General features: G+C 36.8%; 7 protein-coding genes. 1 reads left to right on the forward strand and 6 read right to left on the reverse strand.

Annotation, left to right across the window (positions count from 1 at the left end; translation table 11 throughout):
- Positions 1-192: 192 nt before the first annotated feature.
- The 6 genes from VBZ51_RS15955 to VBZ51_RS15980 all read right to left on the reverse strand — a co-directional run bounded on the left by VBZ51_RS15955 (position 193) and on the right by VBZ51_RS15980 (position 18,672).
- Entirely contained in the window at positions 193-14,043 is a 13,851-nt protein-coding gene (locus VBZ51_RS15955; protein WP_416577572.1) for a Calx-beta domain-containing protein, read from the reverse strand.
- Entirely contained in the window at positions 14,043-14,324 is a 282-nt protein-coding gene (locus VBZ51_RS15960; protein ID WP_416577573.1) for a hypothetical protein, read from the reverse strand. The genes VBZ51_RS15955 and VBZ51_RS15960 overlap by 1 nt, the downstream gene beginning before the upstream one ends.
- 725 nt (positions 14,325-15,049) lie before the next feature.
- The gene (locus tag VBZ51_RS15965; protein WP_416577574.1) at positions 15,050-16,582 is read right to left on the reverse strand and encodes a cryptochrome/photolyase family protein; all 1,533 of its coding nucleotides are present in this window, start codon (positions 16,580-16,582) and stop codon (positions 15,050-15,052) included.
- Between the two features lie 18 nt (positions 16,583-16,600).
- Complete coding sequence (locus VBZ51_RS15970) at positions 16,601-17,896, reverse strand: DASH family cryptochrome (RefSeq protein ID WP_416577575.1); 1,296 nt, start codon at positions 17,894-17,896, stop codon at positions 16,601-16,603.
- Between the two features lie 3 nt (positions 17,897-17,899).
- Complete coding sequence (locus tag VBZ51_RS15975; RefSeq protein WP_416577576.1) at positions 17,900-18,037, reverse strand: DUF2256 domain-containing protein; 138 nt, start codon at positions 18,035-18,037, stop codon at positions 17,900-17,902.
- Positions 18,037-18,672, reverse strand: coding sequence for a flavin reductase family protein (locus VBZ51_RS15980; RefSeq protein WP_416577577.1), 636 nt, complete (start codon positions 18,670-18,672; stop codon positions 18,037-18,039). The genes VBZ51_RS15975 and VBZ51_RS15980 overlap by 1 nt, the downstream gene beginning before the upstream one ends.
- Positions 18,673-18,829: 157 nt before the next feature.
- Between VBZ51_RS15980 and VBZ51_RS15985 the strand changes: the two genes are divergently transcribed.
- A complete protein-coding gene (locus VBZ51_RS15985) occupies positions 18,830-20,179 on the forward strand; it encodes an FAD-dependent oxidoreductase (RefSeq protein ID WP_416577578.1) in 1,350 nt (449 codons plus the stop codon).
- The last annotated feature ends 32 nt before the right edge of the window (positions 20,180-20,211 follow it).

The raw sequence follows: 20,211 nt of genomic DNA on the forward strand, positions 1-20,211 counted from the left end.
TTAACGGTTGACTCTCCTTATTATTCGTTCTTATACCGCATTTTCGTTTAATTGATGATTTTATCGGTTAAATGAAATGTGTGCTATAATAGGCTTAAAAAGAGCGTTTTATATTAGTATTCTAATGGGGGAAAGAAAAATAAGCACCTCATCTTTTTTAAGATGAGGTGCTGTAAATAATGTATTTTAATATTAGTTGGTACCTAGGTAAATGTAACCGTTGAACGGTTCTAGAATAGTACCTGTTTCAATATCGGTTGCGGTAATTATATAGTAATAAGTACCTGTTGGTAACATACCAGATTGACCGAATGAACCATTAGGAGACTCACCGCCCCAATCATTTTGGTAGTCTTTGACCTCTGCAACTTTTGTACCCCAACGGTTAAAAATGATGACATCAAAACTAAAGGCACAGTACTCAACACCCGTAATTTCAAAATAATCATTAACTCCGTCACCATTTGCGGTAACCGCTTTAGAGATGATAATATCACCTCTACCACATGGTACACATTCAGTATCTACAATTACGGTAAAGTCAACATAGTATTTACAAGTACCCTCTGTGGAGCTATAAGCAATTTTATATTCACCTGGCTCATGGTTCATAGGATCAAAAATATTTTCCTCAAGAACAACATCACCTTCAAGTATCATAAACGTACCGTTACGATCAAAATCTGCAGGTAGGTAATTCAATAGGTCAATTGGCTCTTCTTCTATGCAAATGTTAATTGTAATTTCCTGTAATTGAGGTTGTAATACGAAAATTATTTGCTCAAATAAAGCAGTGTTGCCACAAGAATCCGTTACGTTCCAAGACCTTATGATCATATAATCGTCAGAGTCATCAGCTTGTTGCGTTTCTTCATTGAAAACAACTTCAAAATTACCGCAACCACCTGTAAAGGTCATTTCTGGTGCTTCTGGAATTTCGTCGCCACAGATAATAGTAATTTCTTCTTCATAAGGCTGGCTCATTATAGGACCAGTTGGCTCAATAGTAATTACTTGGGTATGTTCTGTTGAATTACCGGCACAATCGGTAGCGGTCCAAGTTCTAGTTACGGTATAACCAACTGCACAGTTTTCATCATTGGTAATAGTTTCTTCAAAAACCACTTCAATGTTAGGGTCACAAGAATCTGTAGCTGTCAATATAGATGCATCTGGTACCATATTACATTCTACGGTCATATCTAACGGTAGCGCTTCATTGAAAGTTGGGGCTACTGTATCTTCAATAGTAATTACTTGTGTATGTGTACGAACATTACCCACGCAATCAGTAATAGTCCATGTTCTGGTAATGGTATATTCCGTTGTACACTCATCATCTTGACCTTCCACTAATTCATCATAATCCACGGTAATGGCACATGTACTATCAGAAGTTATTACAAATGCATCTGGGATCGTATCACAAGCTTCAATGGTCTCATCGGTTGGCCAGCCTTCATTGCCATCATTATCTATAATGGTCACCGTAGCAATATTATCTGATAATATACCAACTATTGGGCTAGATATATTTTCAAGAATGACATTGAAAGTTTCTGGGTCTTCAATAATAATATCGTCAATAATAGGAATTACTATAGCTTGAGTATTATCGTTTGTGCCACCGAATGTCAATGTTTGTGTATTACGAGGTACACCTGTGTAATCGTTGGCATCCACTGCTGAACCATCTACCGTATAGAACTCAACAGTAAATTCATCTTGAACATCAGCATTAAGTACAACATTTAAGGTTACGGTACCTGCACCTTCGTTTACCTCAACCGAAGTAGTATCAAATTGTACTCCGTATAAGGAAGGATCGGCATCGTTATCAATAATGTTTACCGTAGCCGTATCATTGGCAAGAATACCTACGATAGGGGAAGAAATATCTTCAAGGATTACTTGGAAGTTCTCCGTAAACTCGATTAAGGTGTCATCTATAATAGGAATAACAATAGTCTGAGTATTTGAATTTGTTCCACCAAATGTCAATGTCCGGGTATCTTGAGGAACACCGGTATAATCGCTACCTTCTATGGTAGTTCCATCAACGGTATAATACTCAACCGTGAACTCGTCTTGAACATCTGCATTGAGCACTACATCAAGAGATACGGTACCTGCATCCTCGTTCACATCTATTGAAGTGATATCGAATTGTACTCCGTATAAGGAAGGATCGGCATCGTTATCAATAATATTTACCGTAGCCGTATCATTGGCAAGAATACCTACGATAGGGGAAGAAATATCTTCAAGGATTACCTGGAAGTTCTCCGTAAACTCGATTAAGGTGTCATCTATAATAGGAATAACAATAGTCTGAGTATTTGAATTTGTTCCACCAAATGTCAATGTCTGGGTATCTTGAGGAACACCTGTATAATCGCTACCTTCTATGGTAGTCCCATCAACGGTATAATACTCTACCGTGAACTCGTCTTGAACATCTGCATTTAGTATGACATCAAGTGATACGGTACCTGCATCCTCGTTCAGATCAATAGAAGTGATATCGAATTGTACTCCGTATAAAGAAGGATCGGCATCGTTATCAATAATGTTTACCGTAGCCGTATCATTGGCAAGAATACCTACGATAGGCGAAGAAATATCTTCAAGGATGATCTGGAAGTTCTCCGTAAACTCGATTAAGGTGTCATCTATAATAGGAATAACAATAGTCTGAGTATTTGAATTTGTTCCACCGAATGTCAATGTCTGGGTATCTTGAGGAACACCTGTGTAATCGCTACCTTCTATGGTAGTTCCATCAACGGTATAATACTCAACCGTGAATTCGTCTTGAACATCTGCATTTAGTATGACATCAAGAGATACGGTACCTGCATCCTCGTTCACATCTATTGAAGTGATATCGAATTGTACTCCGTATAAAGTAGGATCGGCATCGTTATCAGTGATGTTGATAGTACCTTGATTGTCATTAATAGCAATTAATGTGGTCGATAGATCAGAAAGGTCAACAAATAAACTTTCCGTAAACTCAATTAGTGTGTCGTCAATAATACTTACGGTTATAGGGTGAACTTCACCATCTGTACCGCTGAAAGTCAATTGCCCTTTGTTATGAGTATAATCTCCAGGTGATATTGCGGAATCATTATTTGTGCTAAAGTCTATGGTAAATCCGTCTTGAACGTTACCTGTCAATAATACATTGATCGTTGCAGTACCTGCAGCTTCATCTACCGTAATATTGTCATTCTCAAATGAGATACCTGTAACACCTGGTATATTATCGTTATCGGTGATATTGATATTACCTTGGTGATCATTTATGGCGATTAGTGTAGTAGAAAGGTTAGACAAGTCAATAAACAATCTTTCAGTTGCTTCAATTAAATTATCATCAATGATACTTACGGTAATTGGCTGTGTTTCTCCATCTGTACCGGCAAAGGTCAACTGACCGGCAATAGCAGTATAATCTCCAGGTTCAACCGCTGAATCATTGTTGGTAGTATAGTCTAAAGTAAATCCGCCTTGTACATTACCCGTCAATAATACATTGATCGTAGCAGTACCTGCAGCTTCATCTACCGTAATGTCATCATTTTCAAATGAGATACCTGTAACGCCAGGTATATTGTCATTATCTGTGATATTGATATTACCTTGATTGTCGTTTATACCGATCAACGTAGTGGAAAGGTTAGACAAATTGACTAATAGCGTTTCAGTAGCTTCAATGAAATTATCATCAATAATAGTAACCGTTATAGGTTGTAATTCGCCATCTGTACCAACGAAAGTAAGTTGACCGGAATTACTAGTATAATCACCAGGTTCAATTGCGGAACCATCGGCAGTGGCATAGTCAATAGTAAATCCGCCAGGTACATTTCCTGTCAATTGAACATTGATCGTTGCAGTACCAGCAGCTTCGTCTACGGTAATATTGTCGTTTTCAAAATCGATACCAGTAGTGCCAGGTATGTTATCATTATCTGTAATACTGATATTACCTTGATTGTCATTGATAGTAATAAGTGTCGTAGATAGGTTAGAAAGGTCGACCAACAATCTTTCAGTTGCTTCAATTAAATTATCATCGATGATACTTACGGTAATTGGCTGTGTTTCGCCATCTGTACCAACAAATGTTAATTGACCGGCAGTTGAGGTGTAATCACCAGGAGCTTCCGCAGTGTCGTCATTAGTGGTATAATCTACCGTAAATCCGCCTTGAACATTTCCTGTTAACAATACATTTATAGTTGCGGTGCCAGCAGCTTCATCTACGGTAATATCTTCATTTTCAAATGAGATTCCGGTGCCGGGCACATGGTCATTATCTGTAATGTTAATATTACCTTGATTGTTATTGATTGCAATCAATGTGGTAGATAAGTTTGACAGATCTACAAATAACCTTTCCGTAGCTTCAATGATGTTGTCATCTATAATGCTTACCGTTACAGGATGGAATTCACCATCTGTACCTACAAAAGTTAATTGTCCTGCATTGGTAGTATAGTCACCTGGTTGTACTGCAGAATCATTGTTCGTAGTATAATCTAGGGTGAAACCACCTTGAACATTACCGGTAAGCAATACGTTGATCGTTGCGGTGCCAGCGGCTTCATCAACTGTGATATCGTCATTTTGGAAAGAGATACCCGTAGTTCCCGGTATATTATCATTATCGGTGATATTGATGTTACCTTGATTGTCATTAATAACAATAAGGGATGTCGATAAATTTGAAAGGTCAACAAATAGTCTCTCGGTAGCCTCTATGATATTGTCATCGATTATGGTCACCGTAACTGGCTGAATTTCTCCATCTGTACCGGTGAAAGTCAATTGACCGTTTATAGGAGAATAATCTCCTGGTTGTATAGCCGTATCGTTGTTGGTTGTATAATCTACCGTAAATCCGCCAGGAACATTACCTGTTAATTGCACATTTATAGTTGCCGTACCTGCGGCTTCATCAACGGTAATATCATCATTTTCAAATGCGATACCCGTAGTACCCGGTATATTATCGTTGTCGGTAATATTAATGTTTGCTTGATTGTCATTGATGGCAATCAAATTAGTAGATAGGTTAGATAGGTTAACAAATAATCTTTCTAACGTCTCAATGGCACTATCATCAATAATTGTAATGGTAATTGGCTGTAGCTCACCGTCAGTACCTACAAAGGTCAATTGACCTGAACTTGTGGTATAATCACCTGGTTGAACAGCAGAGTCGTCACTGGTGGTATAATCCAATGTAAAACCACCTTGTACGTTACCGGTTAAGAGTACATTTACGGTAACCGTACCAACAGCTTCATCTACGGTAATATCATCATTTTGAAATGAGATACCCGTGGTTCCAGGATTGTTGTCATTATCGGTAATATTGATATTCCCCTGGTTGTCATTGATAGCAATTAAGGTTGTAGATAGGTTAGATAGGTCTACGAACAGTCTTTCAGTAGCTTCAATGATGTTGTCATCTATGATGTTGACCATTACAGGGTGAATTTCTCCGTTGGTGCCGGTAAAAGTTAATTGACCAGAAGTTGAGGTATAATCACCAGGTTCAATGGCAGAATCATTGTTGGTGGTATAGTCTACCGTAAAGCCGCCTTGAACATTACCTGTCAATAGAACGTTTATAGTGGCTGTACCAGCATCTTCATCTACGGTAATATCATCATTTTCAAATGAAATACCGGTAGTTCCAGGTATGTTGTCATTATCGGTAATATTTATATTCCCTTGACTGTCATTAATGGCAATTAAGGTTGTAGATAAGTTAGATAAGTCTACAAACAGTCTTTCTGTGGTCTCAATAATATTGTCGTCAATAATGGCAACTGTAATTGGTTGTAGTTCACCGTTAGTACCGGCAAAGGTCAATTGACCTGAACTTGTAGTATAATCCCCTGGTTGAAAGGCAGAGTCATCATTAGTAGTATAATCTATAGTAAATCCTCCTTGAACATTACCTGTTAACAGTACATTTATTGTAGCTGTACCATCAGCTTCATTAACAGTGATATCATCGTTTTGGAATGAAATACCCGTACCGGCGCCACCATCATTATCGGTAATATTGATAACTCCTTGGTTGTCATTTATTGCAATTAATGAAGTTGAAAGGTTTGAAAGGTCTACAAATAAACTTTCAGTTACCTCTATAAGCGAGTCATCATTAATGGTAACGGTTATGGACTGGGTTTCACCATCTGTACCGGTAAAGGTCAATTGCCCCGAGTTAGTAATATAATCACCAGGTTGGGTGGCCGTATTATCATTGGTTGTAAAGTCTAAGGTAAATCCTCCTTGAACATTACCTGTTAATAGAACATTAATGGTGGCAGTACCTGCAGCTTCATCTACGGTAATATTGTCATTTTCAAAGGAAATACCCGTAGTGCCCGGTATATTATCGTTGTCGTTAATGGTACCAATAGCAGAATTAGTTGGCTGTTGATCTAAGAACCCAACATTAATATTAGATTGAATATTGGATAATGTTATAGTGAAATCTTCCGACGGTTCAATTATGCTATCGTCTATGATCGGTACGTCTATATTAACTGAATTTGTAGTACTGTTGAATGAAATTGTACCTGTAGAAGACGTGTAATCACCTGGTTCAATAGCGGTATCGTTTCCTGTTGCGTAATCAACGGTAACTGTTTCTCCAGGAGTAATATTACCTGTGAAGGTAGCTGTGAATCTCGCAAAAGTGTTAGTACCTTCTGTAACAATAACATTATCATTGGCAAAAGAAACACCTGTACTACCAGGTACATTATCATTATCGGTGATACTTACAATACCCTCATTATCATTAATGGTAGGTGTATTTGTACCATTTGTAAGTTGCACTAAGAACTGCTCGGTAGTTTCTATAATTGTATCATCATTAATTGTAATGGTAACCGATCTTGTTTCGTTATTGGTACCGACAAAAGAAACGGTATTCGATGCAGAAACATAGTCTTCAGATTCAACCGCGGTATCATCTGCGGTAGTATAGTTTACCGTGAATCCGCCAGAGACAGTACCGGTATGTGTAATTTCAAGAACAGCCGTACCAGCATCTTCATTAACGGTAACGTCGTTAATACTAAGACCTATAGGATCACCATTTTCACTAACGTAAATGTATTGTGTATGGCTTGTGCTATTACCTGCACAATCGTTAGTTGTCCAAGTTCTAATAATCGTGTAATTTGTGCTTGTATTGTCACCGTCATAAGTTTCGTTGAATGTCACTGTAGAGTTGGAGTCACAATTGTCATTAGCGGAAAGTATAGGTGCCGTAGGTATATTGTCATGAGCAGCATAAGAATCTTGTGGTAAAGTTTCATTAAAAGTAGGCGCCTCATTATCTTCAATAGTGATAACCTGGGTAAAAGTTTCACTTACTCTACCACAAGCATCTGTAAATGTCCAAGTATTGGTATACGTACCTTCAGTAGGACAAGCTCCAGATTGTACAAAACTACCTGCTGTTTTATTCAAAGTAAAATCACAAGAAGCCGTTGCAGGTACCAAAGAATTGGCATTGTTAAGCGCTGCAATATTATCACAGGCAATAGTTCTGTCCAATGCATTAGGAGCCGTTGACCAATTTACCTGTGGGGGTTGTTGTACATCTATGATTGTTGGGGTATGTGTACCTATACCACAAGAATCTGTAGAAGATGAACTGTTGGTGGTAATAGGGTCACCACTAATTACTCCACTATACGTAGCCGTTGCCTGTAATTCAAAACTAGCAACACAGGCGGTTTCCAAAAAGTAACATGCTTCTATAATTTCAATATCGAAATCAATATCATAATTATCACCCATATTGGTAGTACCATTTTGAGCCGTAAAGGTCAATGTTTTAGTAGACGGGTCATAAGAATGGGTAATTCCTGAAGGTAAAGTTCCTACCCCGGAAAAATCTGCTTCAGCAGGAAGAACCGTGGTAATAACAAGATCTTGAATATCGTCATTACCAATATTGGTAACGTTTAAAGTCAATGGTACAATATCACCAGCATTAAAAGGACCACTGGTATTTGTATTCAGACTTAAGGCCCCTAGACTAGGTTTGTAAACATCTACACTTAATCCCATTAAATATAGACCGTAAGACTCTTGATCTGTAGTAATTTTAAATCGAGCAAAAGTTTGATCGTTATCAATATATCTATTGGCCGTATTGGCTAATGGAAATACGGTAGCATCAAAACCTAAGGTATTGGTACTAGCGGCATTTCTGTCCACGTAATTCAGACCGTCAATGGTAATACGACTGTTAAAGAAGTTGTCTTCATCTCTTAACGTAGTCGATAATTTTGACCAGTTATTAGAAGTATCAAATATTAATAGTTGATCACCTGAAAGATCACGGTCACCTTCTAACGCACCTAACATTACATTGGCATTGATATTACCGTTAGGTATGGTTTCAAAGCCGCTAAAGTTAAATTCTGTTTCACCCGCACCATTAGATGCAAAGGTGTGCACATAACCATCATAAAGGGTAATGTTTTTAGGGTCTAATGATACGTTTTCATAAACGAATACAATTTGCCATCCACCAGAGGTTCCGGTCACATTTGCAATACCGTGAGAACGTAAATCCATTTCGGTAGCCTTTACATTACCTACTTGATAGGTTCCAAAAGGGGTAGAAAGAGCATTGATGTCATCGGTAATATCCTTTATACATACATACGGGTCATTTTGAAAATGATCATCACGACCTCTATAAATTACCTCATCTGCAGAAACTGTTGTATATGAAGATTGGCCAGGTAGCATTAATTTAACCTGGTTGTAATTCCAAGAAGGTTCTGTAGCACCACCACCAGTAGTACCATCGTATTCTTTATCTGCGGCAGCCCAATATAGATAAGCCTTTTTAATATTTAAACAGCTCAACGAAGGCTCTGGGTTTGCTAAGTTCGCATTGGTAGAGTTGAATGTTGTTGGGTCTGAGTCTATATCTACAAAAACGTTGTTGTTGAAATCATGGTTACCATCTTCTCCATTGTAATTTCCTGTTGCATTTCTTGAAAGTACATTGTTTGCAATCATGGTAAAGTCTCCGTTGATACTTCCGGAATAGCGAATTTCAAAATCTTTTTTAAGGTTGGTGTCGTTTACAAATATGTTAACAACAGCTTCATCTTCAGATCCGTTAGAATCTACTATTTTATATCTAAAAGAATCGTTTCCGTTAAAAGAAGGACTAGGTTGGTATTCAAAATAATCATCTGTAGCGTCACCAGGTGTGCCATTGTCCCTAAGTGTAACCGTACCATTAATAGGGTTGTTTACTACTTGTAGAGGGTTTACGGCTGCAGGTCCGTCAAACCCATAATCATCATTATCAAGCACCGTAATATTTGCGGAAGCTTGGTTTTGGAATACAACAAAAGAATCATCTACTGCACTTGGTAAATGATTAATATCCCTAATAGTACCAATAGCTGTAGGGTTAGAAGCTGTAATTAAATTTGGGGAAATTGAGGTTATTGTCAATCTCAAGGTCTCATCACCTTCAATTATAGCATCTTGGATAATATCCACAGGAACTTGTAGTACTTCATCTGAAGTACCGGTAAAGTTAAGGGTACCTGTTGCCGAAGCGGTATAGTCACTACCATATGTGGTTGTATTGTCCGTAATTTCATATGATGCTGTAAAACCTCCATTTATTGGTTTTCCGGTATACGTAATTTCAAAATTGGCGGTTACATTGAATTCGTCTACAGAAAAACCTGTAGCAGCCACTGTACCCGTATCATCATTGGTTATCGTACCAATTGCATCCGCATTGGATATACTGATTTTGGATGAAGATGGATTAGAAATCGTAATTCTCAAATCTTCATTGTTTTCAATGAAATTATCACCAACAACATTGATTTGAACTGAACGTACTTCGTTATTTACACCGGTAAAAGTTAAGGTTCCAGTTGTTTGTGGATCTGTGTTTAAAGTATAGTCAACACCAGAAGTTGTACTAATATCGGTAATAGAATATGCCAGGGTAAACCCACCGTTTAATCTGTCTCCGGTATACGTAACATCAAAATTAATACCGTTGGTCTGTTCAACGATACTAAAACCAGCTACAGCAACAGAACCTCCGTCGTCATCAAGTATAACTCCTCTAGCTTGGTTGTTTAATAAGTTGATACCAACATTTGAACGTATGGCAACAAGATCAACAAAGAAATCCTCTTCGTTCTCAATGGTGTCATCGCTAATTATGGGCACAACTAAATTTTGTGTTTTTATTGTACTGGTAAATGTTAAGGTTTGTATGGTAGCATGAGGAGTAAAATCTGTGGCATTTGCTGCACTACCGTTAGTTACAAAATAATCTACTTCAATAGTTTCGCCAGTGTCCACATCACCAATGAATTCAACGATGAATGTCGCATTTACATTATCACCAGTATCCCCTTCTGTAACCGTAACCGTTAAATTCTGAAAATCAATTCCTTTAGTAGCGGTATTATCGTTATCGGTAATAGCGCCCGTACCTGTTGGATCTACGATGTTAATTAAAGTAGTGGACAGATTAGAAAGTTGAATGTTCAAATCTTCCGTAGCTTCTATGAATGCATCTTCCAGTATGGTAACTTCAATTGACTGTTGATCGTTATTAGATGTACCGGCTGGGAAAGTTAACTGTCCTGAAGCAAGTGTTGTGGTATAGTCTTTTCCGTCTGAAGCAGTACCGTCCGTAATATTGTATTCAACGGTAAAGGAATCTTGTACGGTATTTCCGTTATAAGTGATGATGAAGTTAGTACTTCCTGCGGATTCGTTAACCGAAAAGTCAGATGCACTTAAACCTGTGGTTGCCGTTTTTAAATCATTATCGGTAATAGTACCAATAGCATTTGCATCTACTAAATTAATAAGGCTAGTAGATAAATTCGTTAATTGAAAATTGATGGTTTCATCAGATTCAATGATGGTATCGTCATTGATGTTGATACTCGCATTTTGTGAGTCACCATCATTGGTCCCTGCCGGGAATGTCAATTGACCTGTTAATGTAGGGTTTCCACTAAAATCTGTACCAGCTATAGCTGAACCATCCGTTATAGCGTAATCTACAGTAAAAGAATTTTGCAGTTCACTACCATTATAAGTAACCACAAAACTAGCAGTGCCATCATCCTCATCAACATTAATGTCAGCAACCGTTAAACCTGTGGTAGGTGTTTTAGAATCATTATCTATAATGGTACCGATCGCATTTGGGTCCACTAGGTTGATAAGATTGGTAGAAAGATTTGATAGTTCAATATTTAAATTCTCGTCACCTTCAATGATGAGGTCATTAATTATGGTAACATTTACAAGTTGAGTTGCACCGTCCGTAGTGTTGTTTGGAAAAGAAACCTGACCTGTTAATGTAGCGGTATAATCATCTCCTTCTATAGCAGACCCATTGCTAATGGTATAATCTGCTGTAAAGCCAGTTTTAACATTACCACCATTATAGGTAACTACAAAGTTTGCCGATGCAGTTGCCTCGTTGAAATCTACGTCTGCAATAGATAGTCCTGTCGTTGGGGTAGTATCATTATCTATGATTGTACCTGTAGCATCTGCTTTGATAATATTCAAAAGACTGTTTGAGATGTTTGATATTTGAATACTAAGACTTTCATCACCTTCAATTACGGTATCATCTGTAATTGCTACTAAAAGTGATTGGGTGTTACCATCAGAAGTACCGGCAGGAAAAGTAACCTGACCAGTAAGGTTTACATTATAATCTGAGCCATGAGTTGTACTAATATCTGTAATGGCATAGTCTACGGTAAAGGAATTTTGTACTGTAGGTCCGGTGTAGGTCAATATAAAATTAACGGTACCCACATTTTCATCAACGGAAAAATCAGCTATGGAAACACCTTCACCCGTAGCAGGGGCATTTATATTAGTAATGGTTCCCAACGCAGTATCGGTAATATCACCTACATTGGTTGAGCCATTGGTCATGCTCAAGGTAAAAGTTTCATCACTTTCAATGATATTATCATCTATGGCCGGAATAAGGATGTTTGTATTCAATGTATTACTAGGTACTGAAAAACCTGACAGGGTAGTATAGTCCAATGCTATTGTAGTAATATCTGTATACGTAAGGTCAAACGTCACTACTTCATTTACCGCATGAGATAAGCTAACGGAGAAATCCAGATCATTACCTTCTGCAACACTCGCGTCTGCAATGGTAACAACAGGTCTTATAAAAAGGTCTGCGGCATTAGAGTAGGTATAAGGAGTACATAGATTTTCACTGTCATATGCGCTAAATCGATATTGATTTCCACTTTCAGAGCTTGTGATATTTGTCAAGGTCAATGCGGTAGTCGTGGAACCCGAATAAATACCGCTATCCGAAATAGGGTTCCAAGTGGTACCATTGTCCGTACTAACTTCCCATTGATAGGTAAGTCCGGTTCCGTTAACACCTGTTGTATAGGTAATAGTGTCGCCAAGGTTGGCAACTCTATCGTTTGGTTGTAATGTTATACTAACGGTTTGGAACGCTGTGGTAACCTTACTATCCGCACCTGTATAGCCACCTTGTGCTAAAACACGCCCTGTAGAAGGGTCTACTGTACCGTTGCTAACGGTTAGAGGACCGTTACCTAAATAACCATCGCCGTCAGGATCAGTATGTCCTGCCTCTACAGCATCGGGGCAACCGTCATTGTCAGAATCATTATCTAAGCTGTCAATAATGGAGTCGCCATCGGCATCACCATTACCTTCGTTAATATCCGTAATACCGTCATTATCATCATCTTCATCCACTAAGTCATTTACGCCATCAAAATCAGTATCCAAGTCATCATCTGTTATTGTAATTTCACCTTCACCGGTTACAAAAACTATGTTTTGGGGAACATAGTTGGTCATGGTGTTGGCATCCGGGGAATAAGAAGGTATTACCGTGAAATATTCTGTGGATTCAATAACGGTATCATCGTTAATTTGAAAATTTCTATTAAAACTTTGATTATTAGACCCATTAAAATTAAGAAAGCCGATAGTTTCATCATAATCAGAAGGTTGTGTTGCCGTATTATCTGATGTAGCATAGTCAATTCTGAAATTATCTTGAACTTCACCATTTAATGTAAAACTAATTCTGGCATTACCAACAGATTCTAATTCTGTAGTATTACTTAAATTTATGGTAGCGGTATCATTATCATGAATGCGAAGTGCAGAGCGTTCTGTATTTATGCTAACCCTTGAAGGGCTAGTGCCATATTTGGTAGTCTCCGCTGCATTTCTAGATTTTACACCGTTGAACTCTTCAGAAGGTTCTACTATAGCGTTGTCTATGGTTGGTATGGGTATAATTATTTCAGAACCTGCAATAGAACCTGCAGGAAAAGTAGCCGTAGTGGTAAATGCGTTGAAATCACTACCATCACTGGCAGGACTCGTTGAACTTGCATTAGCCTCAACAGAAAAATCAACAGTATAATCATCTTCAATACCTACGTATTGTTGACCGCTGGTATTAGTGCCATTTGATAATCGAAGAACATATTGTATTTCTCCACCTTCCGTGATATCATAGTTTCCACCGGTTACATAGGCTATATCAGTATCTATAATGGTACCGGTACCCGTATCATCGGAAAAAGAGTATGAGCCAGAGGGATCACTTAACCTAAGTGTAAATTCTTGCTGGGTTGTTTCTACCCAATCATCGTTTAAAGCGGCAACGGTAAAAGTTGAGCTACTGCTAAGAAAAAAACCTAGTGTAACTGAAGTTGGACCGTTATAGTCCTCAGATGCAATTGCAGTTCCATCTGTATAATTAATATTAAAAGTATAGTTACCTGTTAGTAGGGTACTAGAGTTTACCGTAAAGGTCATGTTAGACCCTTCATTTGCACTTGCGTCTGAAACCGAAAAAGTTTGTGCCAAGCCATCCATTGATCCTATAAAGAACCACATGACAAATAAAAAAAATGTCGGTTTTATGAAAGTTGATCTTTCCATTATAAATTTTTATTATTTGTTAGAAGAATACCGTGCTTGAACACGTAAAAATTTTTAGCCATATTTTGAGTGTTGGAGCTGCCGTTGGTCAACGGAATATCCATCCCTAGAAAAGAATTATGGTTAACCTTATAAACAGCATCACTATCCGCTTTTGTATTGGACAGATTGTTGACCCTTGAAAAAGATGTAAAGAGATGTTGTATTCCATATATTGGAAATACAGTTTTTTCAAAACAGCATTTGGGGGAGATGATGTTAGAAGTGTAAATAGACTTCATATTAATGGTTAAGTTTAATTCTTTATAGTTTACTTAACCAACATCAAAATAGATTACGAAGAATCGCAATCAATTGCTAAATAGAAGGTTAAGTTTTTTGTTAGAACAGATTTGGGATCTAATTCTGTTACAAAATTAGGACCTACCCGTCTAATAACTCAATTTTATAGTTCACCCGATGTTATTCGTCGACGAACCTACATTGACAAATTAACGGTGATAGTTTTGGGTTATTTAATTGTTGTTGTGAAGCAAGGTGATTTTGTGGTAAATAATATGTAGTCCTTTTCTTGTTTTTTTGTTAAATGTAAATTGTGAATTTTCTATTTGTATTTATAAGTAATTGATAATTAGTATTTTAAATTGAATTTTTTATAAAAATCGTTTTTGTGTTTTATGTAAGAATTGACTTGAATTACGATTTGAAATTGTTGTAGAGTGTTAAAATTGTTGTTAAAGACCTGTTGATGATGTGATTGTGCATTTGGTCGATGAAATCAATAGGTTCAACCGATTGGAGTTAAAGTAGGACAAGAATTTAGATGGGTAATTTTGGTGATTTTGGAAGATTTTCAAAAAACTTCTTAAATGCAAAAACACCTTTTCAAAAATGTTAAAAAGGTGTTTTTATTTATATAGGCGCTCTCGCGGAAAGTTAAATTTAACTACACAACAAAAATATAATTTGGCTTACATAATAAGGTTAAATTCATATTAATTAATTATTAAAGTGCGTCTAAATTTTTCATTAAATCATTTGCTTTTAATTGTATGTCAGCTAAAACACTACCGTCCATTTTATCTAAAAGTGACAGCATCATTTTCATACGTTGGTTGTTTTTAAAATGCGCTTTCTTATCTGCTAAAAAATTCCAGTACAGCGAGTTAAACGGGCAGGCTTTGTCTCCTAATTTTTTTGTGTGGTTATAAGAGCATTTTGAGCAATAATTACTCATTTTATTAATATAATTGGCACTGCTAACGTATGGTTTAGTTGCTACGATACCACCATCTGCAAATTGGCTCATTCCTCTGGTATTGGTAATTTCTACCCATTCTATGGCATCTATATAAACACCTAAATACCATTGGTCTACCTCGTCTGGATCCATTTGTGTAAGTAGTGCAAAGTTTCCAATAATCATTAAACGTTGTATGTGGTGGGCATATGAGTGGTCCAAACTTTGACCAATGGCATGTTTTAAACAGTTCATGTTCGTTTTACCTGTCCAAAAGAAATGGGGTAGTTTGTTTTTATTTTCTAGCACATTTAAGCCCTTATATTGTGGCATTTCTTTCCAATAAATACCTCTCATATATTCTCGCCAACCTAAAATTTGACGGATAAAGCCTTCAACTTGAGATATATGAATTACGTCCTTATTTTTATAATAATGAGCTGTGACCCGGGTAATTACCTCTTTAGGCGAAAGTATTTTGCTGTTCATTGCAAAGGACAATCTAGAATGAAATAAAAACTTTTGGTCTTCATGCATGGCATCTTGGTAGTCACCAAAATGTGGTAAGAGTTGGTCACAGAAATAAGTCAAGGTACTTAAGGCATCTACTTTGGTTACTGGCCACGAAAATGCTGTGGGGTCAACATTACCAAAGGTCTTTACCTTAGCTTTGGAAAGCTCCTCAATAATTTCTTCAACGTTCTTTTTAAAATCTTTCTCACGGGGAATACTTGGTTGACCTTTCCATTTATTTCTGTTGCTTTGATCATAATTCCATTTTCCACCTTCAGGTTGATCGTTATTTATTAGGATATTGTGCTTTTTGCGCATCATACGATAAAAGCTTTCCATGATCATTTGTTTTTTTCCTTTAAAGAAATCCCTTAATTCAAATCGTGTCGTATAAAAATGTTCGGTATCGGCGTAAGAGGTAGCTATAGATAATGACTTACATATATTATTTAATTGTTCATCAAGTCTGTACTCATCAGGTAACTGATATTCAAATTTTTTGGCGTTCGATTCTTTGATGGTTTTAATGATAATTTCCTCTAGTTGTTGAGGATTATTTGCATCAGTAAGTGAGAAATAAATAAATTGATGACCTTTAGCGCTCAGTTCATCTTTGAAATTTCGCATAGCTAAAAAGAACGCTATTACCTTTTGTATGTGATGTTTAACATAGTCGGTCTCTTGGCGCATTTCTGCCATAAGATATATGACATTATCATTTACTTCATTGAACCAAGAGTGATTTTGGTTTAACTGGTCACCAAGAATTAACCGTACAGTTTTCATTTCGTCTAATTTTAATTTTTAAAACAATGTTTCTTGCAGCCACAAACGTTGGTAACTACCGGCACTATCATAGCGATCAGCCTGACTTTTAATATTGAACTTTCTATCTCTGGGGTCATTACCAACGCCGCTATTGTACATCCAATTTCCATAGTTGCTATGCACATCGTAATCTATGAGCATACGCTCAAAATATGCGGCGCCAATTCGCCAGTCTTGTTCCAATTCTTTAGACCAAAAACTGGCTACATTTTGTCTACCTCTATTACTCATCCATCCGGTTGCCAATAATTCTTTCATATTTGCATTGATAAAAGGTTCTTTGGTAGTACCATTTATCCATTTTTCTAGTGCTACTGATGTTCTTTTCCATTCGTAAGGCTTTTGAAGTATACCTGTTAGTCCAAAGATTTTATCACCATGTTTTAAGGAGATATACTTAAAATAATCACGCCAAATAAGTTCAAAGATTAACCAGTAGGTACTTTGGTTCTTTACTATTTCTTTTTCAAATTTTCTAACTTCCCAGTAGATGGTTCTGGGGGATATACTCCCATTAGCTAACCAGACAGAGAGTTTTGAACTATAATTTTCACCAATTAACCCGTTTCTGGTTTTTTTATAGACGGCTAGCTTTTGAGAATCCCAAAAATATTGTTCGATGCGTTTTTGTGCTTCATGTTCACCACCCTGAAAAGGGAAGGCCGTATGCGTGTGTTGGGTGAAGTCATTAAAACCCAATTGATTTAAAGTGGGTAATTCTGTTTTAGTGCAGACCAAATTATTCTTAGACATTGCCTTAATAGGCATTTGAGGAGCTCTTACCTTGCAATGGATTTCGCAATCTTTTCTGAAGTTGGTGAATATTTCTGGTATGGATTTAAAACATGTATAGGGAATATCATCTGGATGAAATAAAAATTGGTCGTACACTTCTTTGAATTGTATAGTAGACGATACATTGTTCTTTACCTTTTCCAATACAACCTGCTCATCTCTTGTCCATTCTTTTTGTAGAAATATGGTATCGATATTATGTTGTTCAATTAATTTAGGCAAGAAATCTTCAGATCGGCCCACATAAATGAAAAGGGCAATGTTAAGTTTTTCAAGCGCTGCTTTTAATTGGGTTACGGTTTCAAGTAAGAACTTGGCTCGGAACTTTCCGGTTCTTTTAAATCCGTAGGTATCATGGTCAAAATATATAGTTTCAAAACAATAGAAGGCAATAACTTTCTGTCCCTTCACGGCATCGTTCAAGGAAGAATTATCACCTATTCTTAGGTCATTTCTAAACCAGATTAAATTATTCATATTCTATTGTTTAAGTAGTTTACACTTTTTACTACAGTATTTTACATGGTCCCAATCTCTTTCCCATTTTTTACGCCATGAAAATGGCCTTTTACAAGTAATACATATTTTAGAAGGCAGCCGTATTTTTTTATGTGCCATTACAGTAATTTTTGTAAAGGCTTGTCCGGTTCAGCATAAGAAAACCTAGTTAAAAGTTTAGGTAGCGCATACGCATCTAAACCATTGGTCACAACAGCGTTATGTTTATCTAATTGTAACCAGCCATCTTCATGTAAAATGTCGTCGGGCAAATAAATATGTTCAATGACACCTATGATCATCACACAGCCATTTTCTTCTATTCTATATTCATTAACATAACTACACCCCAGTTTTATAGCACTTTCATCCACATAGGGAGCGTGAAATTGGTCTAGGTAACTTTCGGTTAAATTTGTTTTTGAAAATTCTGAAATATGCTCTTTGTAGCTTGCAGCAGTTTGGTGAGCGTCTTCAATTATTTCATTGTTCACTTGGTTAACAGTAAAAAAGCCAGTCTCTTTAAAGTTTTTATAAGTATCTCTTGCAACTGTTAACGGACGTAAAATGAAACCTAGCATTGGCGGAGAACTGCCAATATGCACCACGGAGTTGAAAATGGCTAAATTACTAATACCCGATACTGATTTTGTCCCTAAAAGATTGGCAGATTTATAACCAGTACAACTATTGATCAAATGTGCCCTATATCTACTGGGCATTTCATGAATATCCTTTGAGGTAAAATGTTTCAAGATAAATTTATTTTGTTTAACAAAAATATTAAAAAATTAAACAAAAAAATAACCTTATCAGATAAATGATTTGTTCAGTTTGTTGCGATAAAGCTTAAATTTTGGGCAATATTTCATATTTTTAACATTCACTTAATGTAGGCTTAAAGCCCAATACATGACCCAAGAAAAAAAGAATATTGCCATAATAGGCTCTGGATTAGTAGGATCTTTACTAGCTATTTACTTAAAGAGATACGGACATAAAATAACGGTGTTTGATAGAAGACCGGATATTAGAAATATTGAGTTTTCTGGTCGATCCATTAACCTGGCTATGAGCAATAGGGGATGGAACGCTTTAAAAACTGTTGGAATAGAGGAGGAAATTAAAAAAATAGCCATTCCTTTAGACAAACGTGCCATGCACGTTATTGGTAAAGAACAGTATTTTCAAAAATACGGTAAGGATGGTGAGGCAATTTGGTCCATATCAAGAGGGGTTCTGAACAAACGAATGATAGATTTAGCCGAAAATAATGGGGTAGACTTTCGTTTTGAAGAAAAGGTATGGGATATTGATCTGCCAAGGGCGGTTGTTTACACAGGTGAAAGTGAAAAGGGCGAATGGAAAGAATACCCATTTGATTTGGTATTTGGTTGTGACGGGGCATTTTCTAGGGTGAGACATAAAATGCAACGGCGTAGTAGGTTTGACTATTCGCAAGATTTTATTGATGTTGGATATAAAGAATTGACCATACCTGCTAACGCAGACGGTACACATAAACTAGATAAGCATTCTTTTCATATTTGGCCGCGAGGTAAATTCATGTTTATTGCTATGCCCAATTTAGATGGCAGTTTTACATGCACCCTTTTTATGCCATTTGAAGGGGAAGTATCTTTTGAAAGTTTACAAACAAAGAAAGATGCTGTACGCTTTTTCAATACTTATTTTCCAAATGTAAAGGATGAAATTGAAAACCTTACCGAAGATTTCTTTAAAAACCCTACAAGTGCCATGGTAACTATGAAATGCTATCCTTGGACTTATTGGGAAAAAGTAGCGCTGGTAGGAGATTCTGCCCATGCTGTGGTTCCTTTTTATGGTCAGGGTATGAATGCTGGTTTTGAAGATATTTATGTCTTAGATCAGCTTATTCAGGAATTTGGAGATGATTGGGAGCGTATTTTTACTACCTATCAAGAAAAACGCAAGCCAAATGCCGATGCTATAGCAGAGCTGAGTTATAGAAACTTCATAGAGATGAGCAGTAAAACTGCAGACGCTAATTTTTTACTTCAAAAGAAAATAGAAAAACATTTTTCTACAAAACATCCAGAAAAGTGGATACCTGCATATAGCAGGGTTACTTTTTCCAATAGACCTTATGCAGAAGCATTAGCGGAAGGTGATGCTCAAGAAGAAATAATGAAAGAGGTTATGAAAATATCCAATATTGCAGAAAATTGGGATAGTTTAGAGGTTGAGAACTTAATGTTGAGGCTGTTATCCGGTTCCTAAGAATTTTATTCATATACCAATAAAAAAGCCAT

This window comes from Maribacter sp. HS (genome assembly GCF_048059195.1).
GTDB lineage: Bacteria > Bacteroidota > Bacteroidia > Flavobacteriales > Flavobacteriaceae > Maribacter > Maribacter dokdonensis.

What these genes read in the sequence shown, in the direction of transcription:
- VBZ51_RS15985 (WP_416577578.1), top strand. Translation starts at nt 18,830, where the DNA reads ATGACCCAAGAAAAAAAGAATATTGCCATAATAGGCTCTGGATTAGTA.
- VBZ51_RS15955 (WP_416577572.1), bottom strand. Translation starts at nt 14,043, where the DNA reads ATGGAAAGATCAACTTTCATAAAACCGACATTTTTTTTATTTGTCATG.
- VBZ51_RS15970 (WP_416577575.1), bottom strand. Translation starts at nt 17,896, where the DNA reads ATGAATAATTTAATCTGGTTTAGAAATGACCTAAGAATAGGTGATAAT.
- VBZ51_RS15975 (WP_416577576.1), bottom strand. Translation starts at nt 18,037, where the DNA reads ATGGCACATAAAAAAATACGGCTGCCTTCTAAAATATGTATTACTTGT.
- VBZ51_RS15965 (WP_416577574.1), bottom strand. Translation starts at nt 16,582, where the DNA reads ATGAAAACTGTACGGTTAATTCTTGGTGACCAGTTAAACCAAAATCAC.
- VBZ51_RS15960 (WP_416577573.1), bottom strand. Translation starts at nt 14,324, where the DNA reads ATGAAGTCTATTTACACTTCTAACATCATCTCCCCCAAATGCTGTTTT.